Source organism: Serratia sp. H402Y, assembly GCF_051172415.1.
Lineage (GTDB): Bacteria > Pseudomonadota > Gammaproteobacteria > Enterobacterales > Enterobacteriaceae > Serratia > Serratia ureilytica.
Genome location: NZ_JBPIYZ010000001.1, coordinates 1,115,540 through 1,132,281 on the forward strand (window position 1 = coordinate 1,115,540; position 16,742 = coordinate 1,132,281).

At 55.6% G+C, this 16,742-nt stretch carries 14 protein-coding genes and 1 pseudogene; all 15 read left to right on the forward strand.

Annotated features, from left to right (window positions below; genetic code table 11):
- The first annotated feature begins 49 nt into the window (after nucleotides 1-49).
- The 15 genes and pseudogenes from ACSBQS_RS05700 (at nucleotide 50) to ACSBQS_RS05770 (ending at nucleotide 16,724) form a co-directional block, all read left to right on the forward strand.
- Complete coding sequence (locus ACSBQS_RS05700; RefSeq protein ID WP_434989916.1) at nucleotides 50-3,550, forward strand: phage tail length tape measure family protein; 3,501 nt, start codon at nucleotides 50-52, stop codon at nucleotides 3,548-3,550.
- A complete protein-coding gene (locus ACSBQS_RS05705; RefSeq protein ID WP_434989918.1) occupies nucleotides 3,547-4,731 on the forward strand; it encodes a hypothetical protein in 1,185 nt (394 codons plus the stop codon). The genes ACSBQS_RS05700 and ACSBQS_RS05705 overlap by 4 nt, the downstream gene beginning before the upstream one ends.
- The gene (locus ACSBQS_RS05710) at nucleotides 4,718-5,533 is read left to right on the forward strand and encodes a phage BR0599 family protein (RefSeq protein ID WP_434989920.1); all 816 of its coding nucleotides are present in this window, start codon (nucleotides 4,718-4,720) and stop codon (nucleotides 5,531-5,533) included. The genes ACSBQS_RS05705 and ACSBQS_RS05710 overlap by 14 nt, the downstream gene beginning before the upstream one ends.
- Nucleotides 5,534-5,542: 9 nt before the next feature.
- Complete coding sequence (locus tag ACSBQS_RS05715) at nucleotides 5,543-5,776, forward strand: hypothetical protein (RefSeq protein ID WP_041033394.1); 234 nt, start codon at nucleotides 5,543-5,545, stop codon at nucleotides 5,774-5,776.
- 9 nt (nucleotides 5,777-5,785) lie between these two features.
- The gene (locus ACSBQS_RS05720) at nucleotides 5,786-5,983 is read left to right on the forward strand and encodes a hypothetical protein (protein ID WP_434989922.1); all 198 of its coding nucleotides are present in this window, start codon (nucleotides 5,786-5,788) and stop codon (nucleotides 5,981-5,983) included.
- Nucleotides 5,984-8,707 carry a hypothetical protein gene (locus ACSBQS_RS05725; RefSeq protein WP_434989924.1) on the forward strand — a complete coding sequence of 908 codons (2,724 nt, stop codon included), beginning with the start codon at nucleotides 5,984-5,986 and terminating at the stop codon, nucleotides 8,705-8,707. It abuts the gene before it with no gap.
- Complete coding sequence (locus ACSBQS_RS05730) at nucleotides 8,704-9,507, forward strand: hypothetical protein (RefSeq protein ID WP_434989926.1); 804 nt, start codon at nucleotides 8,704-8,706, stop codon at nucleotides 9,505-9,507. The genes ACSBQS_RS05725 and ACSBQS_RS05730 overlap by 4 nt, the downstream gene beginning before the upstream one ends.
- A 1-nt stretch (nucleotide 9,508) precedes the next feature.
- Nucleotides 9,509-11,659, forward strand: a complete 2,151-nt coding sequence (locus ACSBQS_RS05735; protein WP_434989927.1) for a hypothetical protein — start codon at nucleotides 9,509-9,511, stop codon at nucleotides 11,657-11,659.
- A 4-nt stretch (nucleotides 11,660-11,663) separates the two neighbouring features.
- The gene (locus ACSBQS_RS05740) at nucleotides 11,664-12,413 is read left to right on the forward strand and encodes a hypothetical protein (RefSeq protein ID WP_434989929.1); all 750 of its coding nucleotides are present in this window, start codon (nucleotides 11,664-11,666) and stop codon (nucleotides 12,411-12,413) included.
- A 121-nt stretch (nucleotides 12,414-12,534) separates the two neighbouring features.
- Nucleotides 12,535-13,521: pseudogene (locus tag ACSBQS_RS05745) on the forward strand (lytic transglycosylase domain-containing protein); the annotation flags it as partial.
- Nucleotides 13,521-14,126 (forward strand): phage baseplate protein, encoded by a 606-nt coding sequence (locus ACSBQS_RS05750; protein WP_434989931.1) that lies wholly within the window; start codon nucleotides 13,521-13,523, stop codon nucleotides 14,124-14,126. The pseudogene ACSBQS_RS05745 and the gene ACSBQS_RS05750, both read left to right, overlap by 1 nt.
- Nucleotides 14,123-14,428 (forward strand): phage baseplate plug family protein, encoded by a 306-nt coding sequence (locus ACSBQS_RS05755; RefSeq protein WP_434989933.1) that lies wholly within the window; start codon nucleotides 14,123-14,125, stop codon nucleotides 14,426-14,428. The genes ACSBQS_RS05750 and ACSBQS_RS05755 overlap by 4 nt, the downstream gene beginning before the upstream one ends.
- Before the next feature lie 3 nt (nucleotides 14,429-14,431).
- Nucleotides 14,432-15,499, forward strand: coding sequence for a hypothetical protein (locus ACSBQS_RS05760; protein ID WP_434989935.1), 1,068 nt, complete (start codon nucleotides 14,432-14,434; stop codon nucleotides 15,497-15,499).
- 102 nt (nucleotides 15,500-15,601) lie between these two features.
- Nucleotides 15,602-16,378 (forward strand): hypothetical protein, encoded by a 777-nt coding sequence (locus tag ACSBQS_RS05765; RefSeq protein ID WP_434989937.1) that lies wholly within the window; start codon nucleotides 15,602-15,604, stop codon nucleotides 16,376-16,378.
- Nucleotides 16,379-16,388: 10 nt separating this feature from the next.
- Entirely contained in the window at nucleotides 16,389-16,724 is a 336-nt protein-coding gene (locus ACSBQS_RS05770; RefSeq protein ID WP_434989938.1) for a hypothetical protein, read from the forward strand.
- Nucleotides 16,725-16,742: the final 18 nt, after the last annotated feature.

The following is a 16,742-nucleotide window of genomic DNA, read 5'->3' on the forward strand; positions in this document are numbered from 1 at the left end:
ATGCCCTGAAATAATCGGGGCATCTCTCTTCTTTATATAGGGTGCTGTTATGGCTGCAGGAAACTCTACCCTCAATCTGGCGCTACGCATTACCGCCGATCTGAACGATGCCAAACAGGCGCTAGGAACTCTCACCAGCGATATCACCGCGACCGGTACCGCCGCTGACAACAGCAGCCGTAAATGGGCTGACCATGCCAATGCCGTGGAAGGCGCTGCAGCTGCAGCGCGTGAGCATGCCCAGGCAGAAAAAGGCGCAGCGGACTCCACGCGAGCGACCGGCGATGTCGCACAGCAAACTGCGGAAAGTTATCACGGCTATCAGCGCGCGCTGAACCAGACGCGCGAGGCGGCCAACGCCGCGCAAAACACCATCGAAGACCTGACGACTGACCTGGCAACCCAACAGGCGGCATTGGCCGCATTGGTCGGCCGCATTGATCCAGTGGTCGGTGCCTATGAGCGCCTGGATGCGATGGAGGAGCAGCTCAAGGGCTTTAATGCAGCTGGGTTGCTTCCGGGTGAAGAGCTCGACTTGTATGCCGCCAAAGTCGACGGCATGCGTCTGCAGGTGGAAAAAGCCGCCTATGCCGCAACGGAGGCTGGACGCCGTGAGATCCAGACCGCCCGCGAAACTGCCCAGGCCGAGGCACAGGCGGCGACGGCGAAAGAAGCCTTCATCACGCGGCTGCGTGAGCAGGCCGAAACGCTGAACATGACGACCACCGAGCTGCTGCAGTATAAGGCCGCTCAGCTCGGTATTACGGCTGAAGCCGCGCCATTTATTCAGCGCATCAATGAGCAAGCCACGGCAATGGGCCACGGCGGTATCAGTGCCGGGCAATATTCCCAGGCCATGCGCATCCTGCCAATGCAGATCACCGACGTCGTGACGTCGTTGGCCAGTGGTATGCCGGTTTGGCTTGTGGCCATTCAGCAAGGTGGCCAGATCAAGGACTCGTTCGGTGGTGTCGGCAACACGTTCCGTGCGCTGACCAGTCTGATCACTCCGGCCCGTTTGGCCATCGGCGGCATCGCGGGCGGTGTTGCTGCCGTGGGTATTGCGGCATTCAGCGCGGCTAATGATCAGGATGAATTCAACAATAGCATTCAGCAAACCGGCAACTTCGCCGGTGTCAGCGTTGGCCAGCTGCAGCGGCTGACGCAGGCCGGTGGCCAGATGAGCAGCAACTACAGCCAGGTGCGGGATATTCTCAACGGTCTTGTCAGCAGCGGCAAGTTTACCGGTGAGACGCTGGACAGCGTTTCCCAGGCAGCTTCTGCGATGGCCGAACTGACTGGCGACTCTGCTGATCAGGTTGTGGCTGAGTTCGTCAAGATGACCAACAGCGTATCGGATTGGGCAGTCAACAGCAGCGAGCAGTATCACTGGCTGGACTCCGAGACCTATCAACGCATTCGTGCGCTGGAAGACCAGGGGTTGAAAGAGGACGCCATTGAGGTGGCGTCTCAGGCATACAAAAAAGCCGCCGTCGAACGTCTGGGGGAAATCAAGACCCAACTGAACTGGGTAGCGCGTGGGTGGGATGATGTCAAAAATGCGGCTGCTGATGCCTGGCAAGAACTTAAAAACCGCACCAGCACTGCCCTCAACCTCGACACCCCAGATGAGGCGCGGGCTAAGGAAATTCAGGATATCAGAGCCCAATTAGCTAATGCTGGCGATGATATTGATATTGCCTCTCGCGGACAGGGATATTCCGAGTGGGCGCGAGATAAGAAAGCCCGTCTCGCGGTATTGGAGGCTGAAACTGCAGCTAAAGAAAAGGCTTTAGCTGCGGAATCTAAACGACAGCAAATTGAGCGGGACGGTGTAAAAGCCGCTGATACGCTAGGTGCAACTTGGAAAGCCAATGCGTCCGATGTGGACAAGGAGGCTTTAGCGGTTGAACAGCTCCGCAAAAATTATCAGCAAATGTGGGCCACCAAAGGCGGTCAGGATGCCTTGCGTGATCGGGGCGTAACTTCCACCGACGGTCAGAATTTCTCCGGTGGTCAATGGGACGTCGATACCAAAAAGCTAGATACTGCGTGGCAAAAAGCCGAGCAGTACAACAAACAGCTGCAACAGACGCTGAACCAGAAAAAGGCGATCACTCAGCTGGCACGCGTAGAAGCGGATATCACGAACGGGTCGCTGAAGGATGCCAGCAAAGTCGAACAGGATAAGGCCCGCGCTACGGCCAGGCAGATTGATGCTCAGGAAGCGGCCAACAAATCCGCCAAGGCTGGCGCATCGGCGGCCAAACAGTCTGCAGCGGAAAACCAACGCTTTGTCGACCAGCTCGAGAAGCAAGCCTCCAAGCGCGTCGAGGGGGCTGCCGCTACGCGCGCCCAGGAAATTGCGACACGCAACCTCACAGCCGAGCAGCGCCGCCAGGCCGAGGCAGCAAACGCGGCCATTACCGCCCAGGAATTCAAAGGTCAGAACCTGCAGTTGCAACTGCAGCTCATGCGCGATACCGGCAACACGGCCGGAGCCAGTCTGCTGGAGACCCAATCCAAATTTGCCGATATGCGCCGCGAGTTTGAAGCAAGCGGCAATACCGAGGGGCTCAGCCTGATTGACAAGCTGCTGCCGGTCGCTGAAACAAAAATTCGTGTCGATGACATGAAGAAACAGATTGAGGATCTGTTCACCTACCAGGTGCAGCAGGAAACCAGCATTCAGGCGCAGGTCCAGGGAGGGCTGCTGTCCGAAATTCAGGGGCGGCAGCGCCTGGTGGAACTGCATCAGGAAGTCGGTGACAAGGTCAAAGGCTACCTGCCGCAGCTCAAAGAGCTGGCCAACGCGCCTGGCGAAGCAGGAGACAAAATCAGGGACATGATCCGGCAGCTCGAAGAGCAGCTCGGCAAGCTGAATCAGGCTGGCAATGAACTGACAATCGCATTTCGTGATGGCCTGCAGGGCGGGATAGAAAGCTCACTCGTCGGCCTGGCAAAAGGCACGATGAACCTGAGCGATGCGGTGAAGAATCTGGCGCTCAGTATCGTCAACAGCATGGCGCAAATCGCCGCGCAGCAGCTGGCACAAATGGCGACTTCCAGCCTGGTCGGCAGCGGTGGCGGCATGGGCGGCCTGTTCGCCAGCGTATTCGCCGCCGACGGTGGCCACGTTCGTGGGCCTGGCACCACGACCAGCGATTCCATCCCCTCCATGCTTTCTGACTATGAATTCGTTACCCGTGCTGCCGTGGTTCAACAGCCTGGCGCGCTGGACTTCCTGCACAGCTTCAACCGGCATGGCATGGCCGCATTGAATGCCTGGCTGCCGCGCGCTCATCATGCGACAGGCGGCCTGGCTGGCATTCCTGCACCTGCCGCGCCGATGCCGCATACCGTGCCGGAAGCTACACCAGGCAGTTCAGAACCCGGTGCCGCTATGTTGCAGCCTCTGCAGCAGACGCTGGTATTTGATGCAGCAGACGCGTTCACCAAGGGGATCGGAACAGTCCAGGGCGAGCGTGGCGTCATGACAGTCCTGCGCGCTAATGTCCCAACCCTCAAGCAAATGCTGGGGGTGAAATGATGGCGCTCTTCCCTTGGCTAATGGAGCCCGACTGGACCGGCGGCATCACCGAGACGCTCGAGTGGAAAACCGACGTATTGCAGTCGCCGAGCGGTGCCGAGCAGCGCATTTCTCGCCGGTTGTCGCCACGCCGCCTGTTTGAATTCGGCATCCTCGCGGGTGACGTTGACCGGCAGTGGCTGGAGAACGCGGTGTGGCAGGCAGGCGGCAGCGCCTGGGCGATGCCAGTATTCCCGGATGTGACCGAGTTGCGGGCCTCGGTCACGGCCGGAGCCTCTCAACTGTTGGTCGATACGCGCGGCCGCGATTTTTCAGTGGGTGGAACGGTGTTGCTGAAAAATGCCGAGGCTATCGCGTCGCCTGCTGCGCTGGTGACCGTCAGCGCGATCGGAGCTGATTCGCTGACCCTGTCCCAACCACTGGCAGCGGGCTGGCGGGCGGGTACAGCGGTGTACCCTGTGCGCCCTGCAGTGCTGACTGACCCTCCGTCGTTCACCCGCATCACTGGCGGCTTAGCCAGCGCCCAGGTGCGTTTTCGTATCGCCGAACATAACCCATTCTCGGCAGCAACCCGTCTTGCGCTTTACCGTGGCCATCCGGTGCTTGAGCCGGAGGCAGACTGGTCTGAAAACCTGACCGGCGCATATCAGCGCCTGATGATCGAGCTGGATAACGGCAGCGGTATCCCGGCCTGGCTTGACACTGCGCGTCGCCCATTCTATCTGCAGCGCCACACCTGGTCGCTGATGGGCCGCAGCGAGCAACTCGCGCTGCGCCAGCTGATGTACTACCTGCGCGGCCGCCAGCGCGCGTTGTGGGTGCCGAGCCAGAATGACGATCTGACCCCGGCGAGTGCGTTGGCCGGGAACACACTGCCGGTGATCCGCTGCGGGCTCAGCGAGATGGGCGTCGTACCTGGGCGGCGTGATCTGCGCATCTTGCTGGCCGACGGCCGCACGCTGTACCGGCGACTGACTGGCGTGGCCATCAGCGGCCAGGCAGAACTGCTGGCGCTGGATGGCGAGTCGGTCACCGTCCCGCAGCGCCAAATCGCCAGCGTGTCGTTTATGACGTTCGCCAGGCAAAACAACGATTCGGTTGCCTGGCAGCACACCACCGACGCTGACGGTTTCGCCAGCGTCACCACCTCATTTATAGGAGTCCGGGATGAGCTGGAGTGAGTTCGAATATTCGGTAGCCAATGGCCAGCCGCTGACCCTGTACGAGTTTATTCGTGGCGGCGCGGTGCATTACCGCTACACCAACGCCGATCGCGACATTCATTTCGCCAATGTCGACTGGCAGGCAGTGGCCATCAGCGACAACGGACTCAGCGCCGGGAACGGCGACGGCATGGATATCACCGTTCCTGCCAATAACGCCGTCGCCATGCTGTTCCGTGGTGTTCCGCCCTCAAGCCCGGTGCGCATCCGCGTTTATCGGCTACATGCGGAAGATGCTGCAGCTGAGTTTCGCACGGTCTGGGTGGGTACGGTGACCGAGGCCAAGCGTGAGGCGATCGAACGCACCAAACTGATGACCTCCAGCCTGGCCAGCACGTTTTCCCGCGTCGGCCTACGCCTGACTTACGGCCGCGCCTGCCCATACGCGCTGTATGACCACAACTGCAAAGTTGATCCGCTGGCGTTCGGTGTTGGCGGTCTGGTCGTGACTGCGATGGATGGCGTCAGCATCACGGTCAATCTGCCCGAGGGCACGGCGGCGGACTGGTTCTCCGGCGGTTATGTCGAGTGGGCTGTGGATGGCATCACTGAGCTGCGCGGCCTGCGGGCGCAAAACGGCAATCAGATGAACCTGTTTGGCGGCTCGGCCGGTTTTGCCGTTGGCCAGGTGGTGACGCTGTATCCAGGCTGCAACCGCACGATTGCCCAGTGCGACAGCAAATTCCGCAATCACTTGAACTACGGGGGGATGCCGCACATGCCGGGTAAATCCCCGTATCAAATCATCAAGTTGTTCTAGGAGGTCATCGTGTGGTTCGCCATCGCTAAATATGTCGCGGTTATCGTCGCGTCATACCTGGTTAACCAGGCATTGGCCCCTCGGCCGAAAAACAACACGCCGGAAGCGGCGACGGAAGAAAGTTGGCAGTTACCCCAGCCGACCGAAGGCACGCCACAGTGTGTATTTTTCGGCGACTGCTGGACCGATGACTGGTTCGTGCTCGGTTACGGCAACTACCGCTATGACGCCATCAAAAAATAGGAGCGCATCATGAAAATCACGATGGAACATATCCGCGCCGGTGGCGGCTGTGCCTGGGGCCTGCGAACCTTCTTCGCACGCTACCAGCTGGACTTAGAGGCATTCCTCCTCGAGGGCGGCATCGACTCTGAAAAATTCCTGGCCACCGGGGATGCGCTCGCGATCAACATCGTCCGCCTGGCGGAAAAAAACGAGGAGCACCAATAAATGGGTGGCGGCGGTAAAGGGTCAAAAAAAGTCACGGTTGGCTATCGCTACTCCTGGGACATCCACTCTGGCCTCGGGCGTGGTCCGGTTAACGAGATCGTCGCAATCAGCGCCGATAAAAAGACCGTGTTCGCGGGCACTGAGGGGCAGCTCTCTGGAAATACCTCCATCTATATCGACCAGCCGAATTTGTTCGGCGGCGAGGATACCGGCGGCGAAGGTGGCATCCAGGGCACGCTCGACGTAATGATGGGCGGCCCGGACCAGGTACCGCCCCCGTCATTGCTCAAACTTCTGACCGGTCTGGTACCGGGCTTTCGCGGCGTGGTAACGACGTTTTTCTCTGGCCTGGTCAGTTGCTACAGCGCCAGCCCGAAGCCGTGGTCGTTTCGCGTGCGGCGCACGACTGCTGGTTGGGATAACAACGCGGTCTGGTATCCCGAGAAAATGCTGATTCTGCTGGAGAACACCGTCGGCCAGCTCGATGACGAGTCGAAGCTCTCCCCGGAGCAGGTCGCGAACCTGCGCCGTATTCACGCGATGAACCCGGCGCATATTTTGGTGGAATGCGCAACGAATCGCGATTGGGGACGCGGTTTGTCGCTGGCCGATGATCTGGACCTCGACAGTTATCGCATTGCTGCCGACCGTCTCTACGACGAGAAATTTGGTTTGTGCTTCCGTTATAACCGCCAGGACAGCCTGGATACGTTTGTACAGCAGGTGCTCGATCACATTGGCGCGGTGCAATATGGCGACCTCGAGACCGGCAAGATGGCGCTGAAGCTGTTGCGCTACGATTATGTGGTCGATGATCTGCCGCTGTTTACGTATGACAACGGCATCATCAGCGTCCAAGACGATGACAGCAGCAGCGCAGACACAGCACCGAATGAAGTGGTCGTAACCTATCACGATCCGGTCACCAACAGCGATGGCGAGGTCAAGGCCCAAAACCTGGGGTCGATCCAGGCCGTGGGGCTTATCAGCAGCACGGTCGAGTATCGCGCCATTCCGACTCATGACCTGGGTGCTCGCGTGGCACAGCGCGATCTGGAAATGGGGACATCCGGGCTGACGCGGCTCGTGATCAACTTCGACCGGCGCGGCGGCATTCTGAAGCCAGGCGGCGTATTCCGTGTGAGCCTGCCCGACCGAAACATCGCGAACATGGTGCTGCGTGTTGGCCAGATCAGCGAAGGCGACGATGGTTCCCTGAAAATCACTGTGGTGCAGGACGTTTTCGGGCTACCGTCGACGTCCTACAGCACCGGCGAACAGCCCGGCGGCTGGACGCCCCCCGACCAGACTGCGCGGCCGGTGACGGATATGCAGCTGATTGAGCTGCACTACGCGGTGCTGGCGGGCACGCTCTCAGAGTCTGAACTGGCCTACGTGAAACCGGAATCCGGTTATATCGGCATTATGGCCAGCGCGCCGACGTCGCTCTCCATCAACTATCAAATTCAAAGCCGCGCCGCCGGTGCCGGTTTTGTTGATCGTACCCAGGGTGACTGGACGCCGTCCGGTAGTTTACTGGCGGCCGTCGGGCCGCTGAATCGCACATTGCGCGTGGTGATGCCGTTCCCGCCTGCCGTAGGCGACGGCGCGATCGTGGGCAACGAGATAGTCCGAATTGACCAGGTGAATGTGTCTGCTGGCACCCTATCAGTGGGGCGCGCCTGTGCTGACACGCTGCCCGCTGAACATGCTGCAGGGACACCGATCCGATTCTACCGTGATGCCATCGAATCCGATGGCCAGGAGTACCTGGGCGGCGAGAACGTGGATGTGCGTCTGCTGACGCGGACCGGCACCGAGACGCTGGCCGCAAATTTAGCTCCTGTCGGCAACATCACTATGGCCCAGCGCCAATATCGCCCGTACCTGCCAGGCAACATCCGGGTAAACGGTGTTCCGTATCCTGCCGAAGTGGCTCCGGCAACAGGCTACACGCTGACGTTTGCCCATCGAGACCGCGTGCTGCAGGCGGACCGGCTGATTGATTGCACAGAGGCCAGTATCGGCCCAGAACCGGGGGCAAAGTACAGCGTGGCGCTGGTGCGCCAGGACACGTCCGAAACGGTCTGGACGCAGGTATCAGATGGCAACACGGTCAAGCTGCCGTACCACACCGATGGCGTGGATGCGGCTGTGCATATTCTGACGCTCAGTACCACACGCAACGGTACAGAATCGCTGTACCGCTACCAGGCCACGCTCCCGGCCGGGCGCTATATTCCGGTACCGCCGCCAGTTTCGGTGACTATCCCGGCGCTGGAGGTCATTACCGGAGCTGACTGGCAGGCCGCGACGCCAGCGGATACCACGACCGGCGCGGTACCGGAGTTTATTGCGTTGGGAGAGGCTGCGGGAGCTACCGACGGCGCAACTCCGGCGTTCGTGGCGCGCGGGCTGTCCATCCCGGCTGATGATATCGACTACCCGGCGGGGACCTGGCCCAATTCAGCATACAGCTTTGGCCAGCATCAGGTGCTGATGTTGGCCAGTTATCTCAAAAGCCCGTCGCTAACTGTGCTGGTGCTGGCCGGAGATGCCACTGCGTTTGCGATTGAGTCAGTCACGGGAACGGCTGCGCCGGTAGTTTGGTCAGCCGGAGTTTATCGTCCTGTTGATCGCATGACATTATTTACATCGTCCGGCGTTGTTTTGAACGAGGGCAAAATATCACTGACGCTGCGTGAACGGAGTACCGCCTCATGAATGAAACGTACTATTATGGCCAGGGTAAAGTTTATTTGGCACGGCGGGATGAAAATGGCCGACCCGGTGCATTTCGCTGGGTCGGCGACGTCTCGGAATTAGCTGTAACGCTGGCATTTGAGCAAAGGACGGCTAAGTCGTCGCGAGGCGGGAAACTGGTTAATATCCGACGTTACATAACGTCACAATCAGGTGCTGTGACTTCAATATGGCATAACTTCTCGGCTGAAAACCTGTCTCTTTTGTTGAATTCCGATGTGGTCCGTAATTACCCGAGAATTATAGAAAATGAATTTTTGCCGCCAAACATATCAGCGGGCGACCGAGTTGCCTTGTCTCATCAAAATGTGTGGGGCGTAGAGGTTAGCGGGTTGGCTGAGGGGCATGATTATAGAGTTGATGCCCCTTGGGGGATGATTGATTTTATAACGACGCCAGTTAACCAGCCGGTTCGTGTTGATTATGCAAGAGCAAACAGCACTACATCACCCATTTTTATCGGCAAAACTGACGAATTTGCGTTTCGTTATGAAAGTATCAATTTGGCTGAGTCAAACCAGCGAATGTTGGTTGAACTGTATCGACTGTCATTCGAGCCGCTGACAACGCTGCAGCTCATTAATAACGACGCGAAATTGGCCGCGATAGATACTGCAGCAGAAATTATGTATGACCTGACCCGCGTGGATGACCCGATTTTTGGCAAGTTTGGGCGAGTCACGATGATCGACACACTGAGCGGAATTACACACAACGGGGCCATTAATCACGATGGTCGCTATTTGCATGGTGGAAATTAATATGGCCAAGACATTACCTGAATCTCCGACCTGGGTTGATAAGATTTTTCAGTTGGAAACTGACACGCCGGTTTTGGGTGGGCCTAATGGTCCGGATAACTGGCAGGCGCAGCAGTTGGCCAATCGAACAACCTATTTAAAATCACTGGTAGACGGTATTACTACAGGTGAAACTCCATATTCCTCTATCGCCATCGCACAGCAGAGAATAGATGCAGGTGTTATCCCAAACGGTTCTAAGTTTTCTGTTCGTATTGAAGACAGTGATGTGTGGGTTGCTGAATACCAAAACGTAAACGGCGTTGCTACACCAACAGGAAAATCATTACCTGATGGTAAATTATTAAAAAAGGTCGTTGAGTATATTCACTTGACAGAAGAAATTAATGGTGTCCTCGTCGATATGGTTGATGATGACTATTTTTCAGTCTGGCGACTCTTTGGGAATGGTGCATTTGGCGCAATTAATTGCCTTTTATCACCTCAGGGAATGTTTTTGGATGATATGACAATCACCCATGCAGGTAATACTCCAGGTTTGCTCTATCAAGATGTTGATGATTTTACCGTTGATATTATCGGCAAAAATGGAGAATTGGCCCCCGGTGCATTAAAAGGCTACGGGATTTTTTCCACACTCCCTACAGACGGAGCCTGGTTACGTCTCGAAGATGCTGATGGTTTCTACCGAAACTATATCGATCTTTATGGTGAGCCGATTGGCGGGGGAACAGTTACCACCAAATTTGATCTTGTGGCTTACGATGCTCAGAACAAGGCGTATTCTCAATCCGTACGCGATCGTTATAACGCCGATATTCAGCGCCTCGTTTCGGCGCTAAATCACTTGGTTATGTACAGCCAAAGTCTTGGAACCCAGCAAGAAGGTTGGCCCGCACTTACCAGGGAACCGACTGAAGACTATGACAACCTGATGCTCGGCGATAGTGTTCGTCCGAAAAGCCGTACTGCAGCCGAGTTTATCCCGGTGGGAGGGGCTGAGCTGAAACCATTGAAAGCCGTGGTTCAGTCGGGTGATGGTGCAACCGTCCTTAACGATGCACAAGTCGCGTCGCTTCAACCTGGTGCGCCAAATGAAGGGGAAGGCGGTGCCGCACTGGTCAATTTTTTACGCAAGTTATGGCTGCAAAAGAACTGTATTGAGCGTGATCCTTCACGCCGCTTTGTGATGTCAAGTACAGGCGTAAACGGTCGCACAATTGAGGAACTTTCCAAAGGAGCTAGCCCCGAACTGTATCAACGTCCTGTCCAGGCAGTGAAGCAAGTCAAAGTCATCGCCGACCAGATAAATGTCAGCTATGCCATTGCCGCATTCATCTTCATCCAGGGCGAATGGAACTACAATGGCACGCGCGGTGGTGTACAAACCAAAGACGAATATAAAGAAAAGATGACTGCATTATTCGCGGATATGTTCAGCGATATGGCTAATGGGATTGCTGGGCAAAAATCACCTCCCGCGATATTTATGTATCAGACCGGCGCCACCTATACCGTTGATAAATATGAGCTGGGAATTGGTATGGCACAGTGGGAATTTTGTAAGGAAAATGCCAATGCTTATCTGGTTACGCCCGCTTATCCCTTCCCGGACAAAGGCGGCCATCTGACTAGCAACGGCTACCGTTGGATGGATATGCAATTTGCAAAAGTCATGCATAGGGTACTGAATGAGGGGCAAGGGTGGGAGCCTCTCGGCCCGATTCGCACAGTGCGCATAGGGCGCGAAATATTCGTGCTGTATCACGTTCCAAGCCCGCCATTACAATTCCGGCCAGCATATGTGGGTCGCACTCCGACAATGTATGCCGATAAAGGTTTCCGCGTGACTGATATTACTGGCACTACTATGCCGATTGAGTCGGTTGAGATTGTAGCCGATACAATCATTAAAATTACACTCGCAAGCGAACCGGTTGGTGATGCAAAGCTCTGGTATGGGGATAAAACCCTACACAACGGTAATGGCAACGTATTTGACAGCGATACATTCGCATCACTGGCTAATTACGAATATCAGGCAGGATCTGGCCAATACGCCGACGAAAATATTGCTGACCTGGTTGGCAAGCCCTACCCGCTAAACAACGCATCTGTGCAATTCTGCATGCAGATTGAAATTGGAGAATGATATTATGGTTATGGTGATTAAATCGAATGTCCCAGGCGCAACAATTGCAAATCCCGACGGCTGGAATCCTCCATTCAGTACACAGGGATTGAGGTACGCCAACATATTCGGGCGAGGTAACTTGTCTGCTAACCTTGCCCCCGGTGGCGTGGCAGCGGTGGTTCACGGAAACCCTTCTAAAGTTGGAGAAGCGTTCGAATTTTCAACAAACAATTACATCGATACACGCGTACCAACAAGTGAAACAGCAACGCTGATTTCAATCGCAGACATTAGCCACAAGCTGGGCGGCCGGAACTTTTTGATTACAAGTTTTAACGGTGGAAACGATGCAGGGAAGTCGCTGTTGATTGAAGGTGGATCTCCAGCAAAAATCGCAGTGTATGCGCACTATAAAGGAACGGATTCGAACGGTAACAAATTTGATGGTGCTTATACGTCATGGTTTAGCGAAAAAGACAACAGCAAATTGACGGCGTTTTTAGTCGCCCGAGACTTTGGGAACAAGTTGAAAGTTCAGGACTTGACTAACTCGATGCAGCAGGAGGTTAACTCGAGCGGAGACATTCGTTCATTTGCAAACCCTGCTCTCACGTATCTTATCGGCCAGAGTAGAAAGGAAGGGTCAACGAAGCACTTAAACTATGCATCGTTGATTTATGATCGGACTCTAGATGACGCTGAACTGAGAAGTATTTTCGAATACTTTATTGGATACTATATCCGCAGGGGCATTAACATCCAACCATCGTAAGTAGTACAGGATGACATGGACGTCACCTGACACTGTTTTTTGAAATTCCTTTTCGTATAATTAAACAACATCTGTCTCCATTTATCTCGCAAAACTATCCGCATTTATCGCGCGGCGCATCATCATCGATTGGGCGAAGTGGGAGCCGGCTATCACCCAGGCCAAGAACGCGATGATCTGGCTGCGTGACAAGCTACTCGAACTGAAAGACGCTGTCGGCGGTTGGAAAACTGCGCTGGAAATTTTGGCCGGTTTCGTGGCTGTTACCTGGGCGGCGAAAATGGTCAGTGCGATCGGCTCCGTGACTAAAAGCGTCGGTGGCCTGTCAAAAGCGATGGGCGGCTTGGGCAAAGTCGGTGTGATCGGCGGCTTGCTTGCGGTCGAAGAGGCTGTCGTTAAACCGCTCGAGGGGAAATACTCCTGGCTGACCAACAACCCCGTCGCTAATTTCCTGAATCAGCTCCCGGGCAGTGACACGGTCGACGAATGGGGGCGCAAACTGCTGCCGTGGCGCCGTGGTGAATCTACGCAATACGGCCAGTCGGTACGCAGGCCGCAGGCGACAAAAGCAGGGGCGGCGTTGCTGGGCTGGCTGCAGCCCAAGCTGACGCAACTCGAGGCAATGTATAACCTGCCGGCGGGCCTGCTTCGCAGCGTTGCACTAACCGAATCAGGCGGCAATCAGTTTGCTGTTTCCGGCGCCGGCGCGAAAGGCTTGTTCCAGTTCATGCCTGGCACCGCCCGGGACATGGGGCTGCGCGATGATGACGTCTTCGACCCGTCCAAGTCGGCGGCGGCCGCTGCTCGTTATCTGGGTATGCTGCTGCGCATGAACGGTGGCGATTTGGAAAAAACGCTGGCCTCCTATAACTGGGGGATCGGCAACGTTCAGAAGCATGGCATGGGGCTGATGCCGGCGGAGACGCGCAACTACATACCGAGAGTGCTCAGCAACATGCCAGGCGCCGGCGGGAACAGCCTGAATCAGCAGACGGTGATCAACATCCACGGCGTTAACGATCCCGCGCGCGCAGGGATGGAAGTCGCCGATCGTCAAACTGGCGTGAACTCTCGCCTGACCCAGCAACTCTATGCGAGGCCGCAATAATGGATATTCTCTCCGTCCTGTTTTCGCAGCAGACCCGGAAGATCGGCGGCATCATCCCGAGCGTGGCAATCTCGGAAAAACACAGCGACACGCTGGAGATCACCGAGCACCCGATCGAGGATGGCGCGCCTGTCAGCGACCACGCCTACAAGCGGCCGCCGGAGGTGACGATGGAGCTGGGTTTCTCCGGCGGCGGCTCGCTGCTGGATGGCGTCGACACAACCCAATTTATCGACATCAACAGTGGGCAGACGCTCAGCAGCGGCCCGCGGGAAGTCTATAAGCAGTTGCTCGCGCTGCAGGAAAGCCGCTTGCCGTTCGACGTCACCACCGGCAAGCGGCAGTACCAGAACATGCTGATCCGTTCGCTGGATGTCACGACCGATCGCACCAGTGAAAACGTGCTGATGTGTGTCCTGACGCTGCACAACGTCATCATTTCCCGCACGCAGAGCGTTTCGGTTGCGGACAAAGCCAACATGGCCGACGGCGTCAGCACGTCGGCGGTGCAGAACTCCGGCACGAAATCGGCCAAGCCGGTCAACGAAAGTTTGCTCTCCCAGGCGCAGCGCGGCGCGCTGGGAGTGCTGGGAGGTTTCGGGTGAACATTCAGGAAATCCCGCTGACGCCGGACAATCAGCAATTCGGGATCGCGCTGGGTGGCCAGCAGATGACTATTCGGCTGACCTGGCGCGATGAGGCCGGCTGGTTGCTCGACCTTATGGACAGCGCCGGCGGCGCGCTGGTGAATAGTGTGCCGCTGGTGCCTGGCGCCAACCTGCTGGCGCAGCATGCGCACATGGGGTTTACCGGTGCGCTGATCGTCATGATCGACAACAACGAACCAGAGCTACCGACGAAGACCAACCTCGGGATCGGCAGTCATCTTTATTTTGTACAGAGGTAGGGCATGAGTCAGAACTGGATGCGGCATTTTGAGCTGCAACTGCTGGACCAGCAGGGCAGCGGCATCAGCCTGTCAGATTTTAAAGTCACTTTCCGCATTGAGTGGGCCGATACGCGGTGGCCGCGCGTCGCCAACGTCAAAATTTACAACTTATCTCCGGATACCCAAAACCGGATTCTGGGCAGCGAGTTTTCCAAAATCCGCATGATTGCCGGCTATGATGGGATCGCCCCAGATGCAGACGCCAGTCAGGTTGGCGTAGCGCGGCCGGTGGACCCGGCGAAATCCGGTCAGCGGGATGGCCAGAACTTCGGGCTAATTTTTGAGGGGGATCTGCGCTTCACGATCACCGGCAAAGACAACCCGACCGATTCCTGGGTGCTGATTCAGGCCGTGGGTGATCATGAGGCGTTTCTCTATGCGACGGTGAACACCACGCTCGCCGCCGGCTATACCGTGGCTGACGTGTACAATACCGCTCTGAAAAGCTTCAACGCCTACGGCATCACCCAGGGGATCACCGGAACTTTTCCCGATACGGTTTTTCCTCGCGGGCTGGCGCTGTTCCAATCCTCGCGCGATGTCATGGACTCCGTTGCCGGCATGTGTAAGGCCACCTGGCAGCTGATCGACGGCAAGCTGCAGATGGTCAACGAGAACAAATACATTCACGAGGCTATCGTGCTGAACAGCGAAACAGGGCTGATCGGCATGCCTCAGCAGACGATGGGCGCCGGCGTTAACGTGCGCTGCCTCATCAACCCGAACATTCGCATTAATGGCCTGATCCAGCTCGACCAGGCATCAGTTTACCGCACAGCGCTATCCGACAGTGAGATTGCCCAATCCGGCGGCCGCATCAGCGAAACCGACCAAAACGGAAACCGAGTTGTTGCCGGTTCCCTGCAGCAGCCCGCCAGCATTGCGACGGACGGCGTGTATATCGTGAAAGCGATCGACTATACTGGCGACACACGAGGTCAGGCGTGGTACATGGATCTGATGTGCTTCGCGCGCGGCTCGGCAGACTTGATAAGTCAATCAACCCTATCTCGCTCTGGAGGGAGTTAAGTGAGAAAAAATAATTGGTGCTCCCGAGCCATTGTTTCACTGTCATGTTACGTTGTTCTCTCTGGCTGTACCTCCCTTGGCGCCAGTTCCGACACAGATGCCATGTATAAAAAACGCCCAGGATGGGCTCAGCTGAAAATTTTAGCCTCTGATGATTGCAACACATGGAAGAATGGAGGCAACTCATTGATAAATTGGAGTGGAGAGGATTGCTCTCCAAATGGGTTGATAAAATCCATCAATAAAAGCCCGGGAATCATTCCGGTGTTTTATGCGGCCTATCACGAATATGGACATGATGGCGTCAGAGCAATAGATGTGAGGGATACTTCAAAACTGAATTATTTAAATTTTGCTCATGACCTTTCAAAGCAAGTTTCATCGTCATCTGTTGTTTCCAGGATTTATGGCGATTACGTTATAGATAGAAAGGCGATGGGGTTGAGTGAAGTTTCTCAAGCGCATTTTGTTGAAAAACTAAACGAATTTTCTTTGAAGAAAGATGCCATATACCAAGAGATGAACAGGGTAGCCAAAGTTGATTTTGATAGGGGCAATGCATCCACCCGCGCAGAAAAACTCGGTGTAGACTATAAAACCGTTTGCGGTCCGTTCACGATAGATCTCTCTCCAGCTGATGGCTGGTCTCGCATCAATGGCGCAAAACCAGAGTCGCAAAAAATTAGGCGAATAGGCCCAGGTAAAGGTGTCGAAAATGTTAAAATGGAGTGGCGAGTGGCTACCAACCAGCCTGGAAAATGGCTTGGACTGGAGTACATCAAGCGTGATGGTAAAGCATTTTTAAATGCCCAATTACTTCAGGCCAGCATCGCCGCGCCGCGCCAGTATGCGACTTATGATTGTGTGAAAGTAAAATAGGAGAGGTTTAGTGTCTGATATTCAATATATAACATTTCACGATGTCCCCGAAGGGAATGTCCCATCTATACGACTAACTATTACTCGTGACAATGAATTGTATGGAGCAACAGCATCATCCATACAAAAAGGGGTTTTAGTGAGTATCGCTGGGTGCTCCTCCGTAGGGAAAGCGACTGCGATTGATGCGGTGGTTGATGTCCTTACCATACTGAAAAATAGTCAAACTCACATCCCAAATAATATAGCGTTACTGATCGTTCCAGATATGGTTACAGATGTTAGCTTGAAAGACCAATTAGTAAATTTAGACATCCCTTACAATCACGAATTCACAAATTTGTGATTAAGTTAGTTTTTATAA

Excerpts from the sequence above, each read along its gene's own strand:
- ACSBQS_RS05730 (WP_434989926.1), top strand. The coding sequence starts at position 8,704 with ATGAATGAAACGTACTATTATGGCCAGGGTAAAGTTTATTTGGCACGG.
- ACSBQS_RS05740 (WP_434989929.1), top strand. The coding sequence starts at position 11,664 with ATGGTTATGGTGATTAAATCGAATGTCCCAGGCGCAACAATTGCAAAT.
- ACSBQS_RS05725 (WP_434989924.1), top strand. The coding sequence starts at position 5,984 with ATGGGTGGCGGCGGTAAAGGGTCAAAAAAAGTCACGGTTGGCTATCGC.
- ACSBQS_RS05765 (WP_434989937.1), top strand. The coding sequence starts at position 15,602 with ATGTATAAAAAACGCCCAGGATGGGCTCAGCTGAAAATTTTAGCCTCT.
- ACSBQS_RS05735 (WP_434989927.1), top strand. The coding sequence starts at position 9,509 with ATGGCCAAGACATTACCTGAATCTCCGACCTGGGTTGATAAGATTTTT.
- ACSBQS_RS05700 (WP_434989916.1), top strand. The coding sequence starts at position 50 with ATGGCTGCAGGAAACTCTACCCTCAATCTGGCGCTACGCATTACCGCC.
- ACSBQS_RS05720 (WP_434989922.1), top strand. The coding sequence starts at position 5,786 with ATGAAAATCACGATGGAACATATCCGCGCCGGTGGCGGCTGTGCCTGG.
- ACSBQS_RS05710 (WP_434989920.1), top strand. The coding sequence starts at position 4,718 with ATGAGCTGGAGTGAGTTCGAATATTCGGTAGCCAATGGCCAGCCGCTG.
- ACSBQS_RS05760 (WP_434989935.1), top strand. The coding sequence starts at position 14,432 with ATGAGTCAGAACTGGATGCGGCATTTTGAGCTGCAACTGCTGGACCAG.
- ACSBQS_RS05750 (WP_434989931.1), top strand. The coding sequence starts at position 13,521 with ATGGATATTCTCTCCGTCCTGTTTTCGCAGCAGACCCGGAAGATCGGC.
- ACSBQS_RS05705 (WP_434989918.1), top strand. The coding sequence starts at position 3,547 with ATGATGGCGCTCTTCCCTTGGCTAATGGAGCCCGACTGGACCGGCGGC.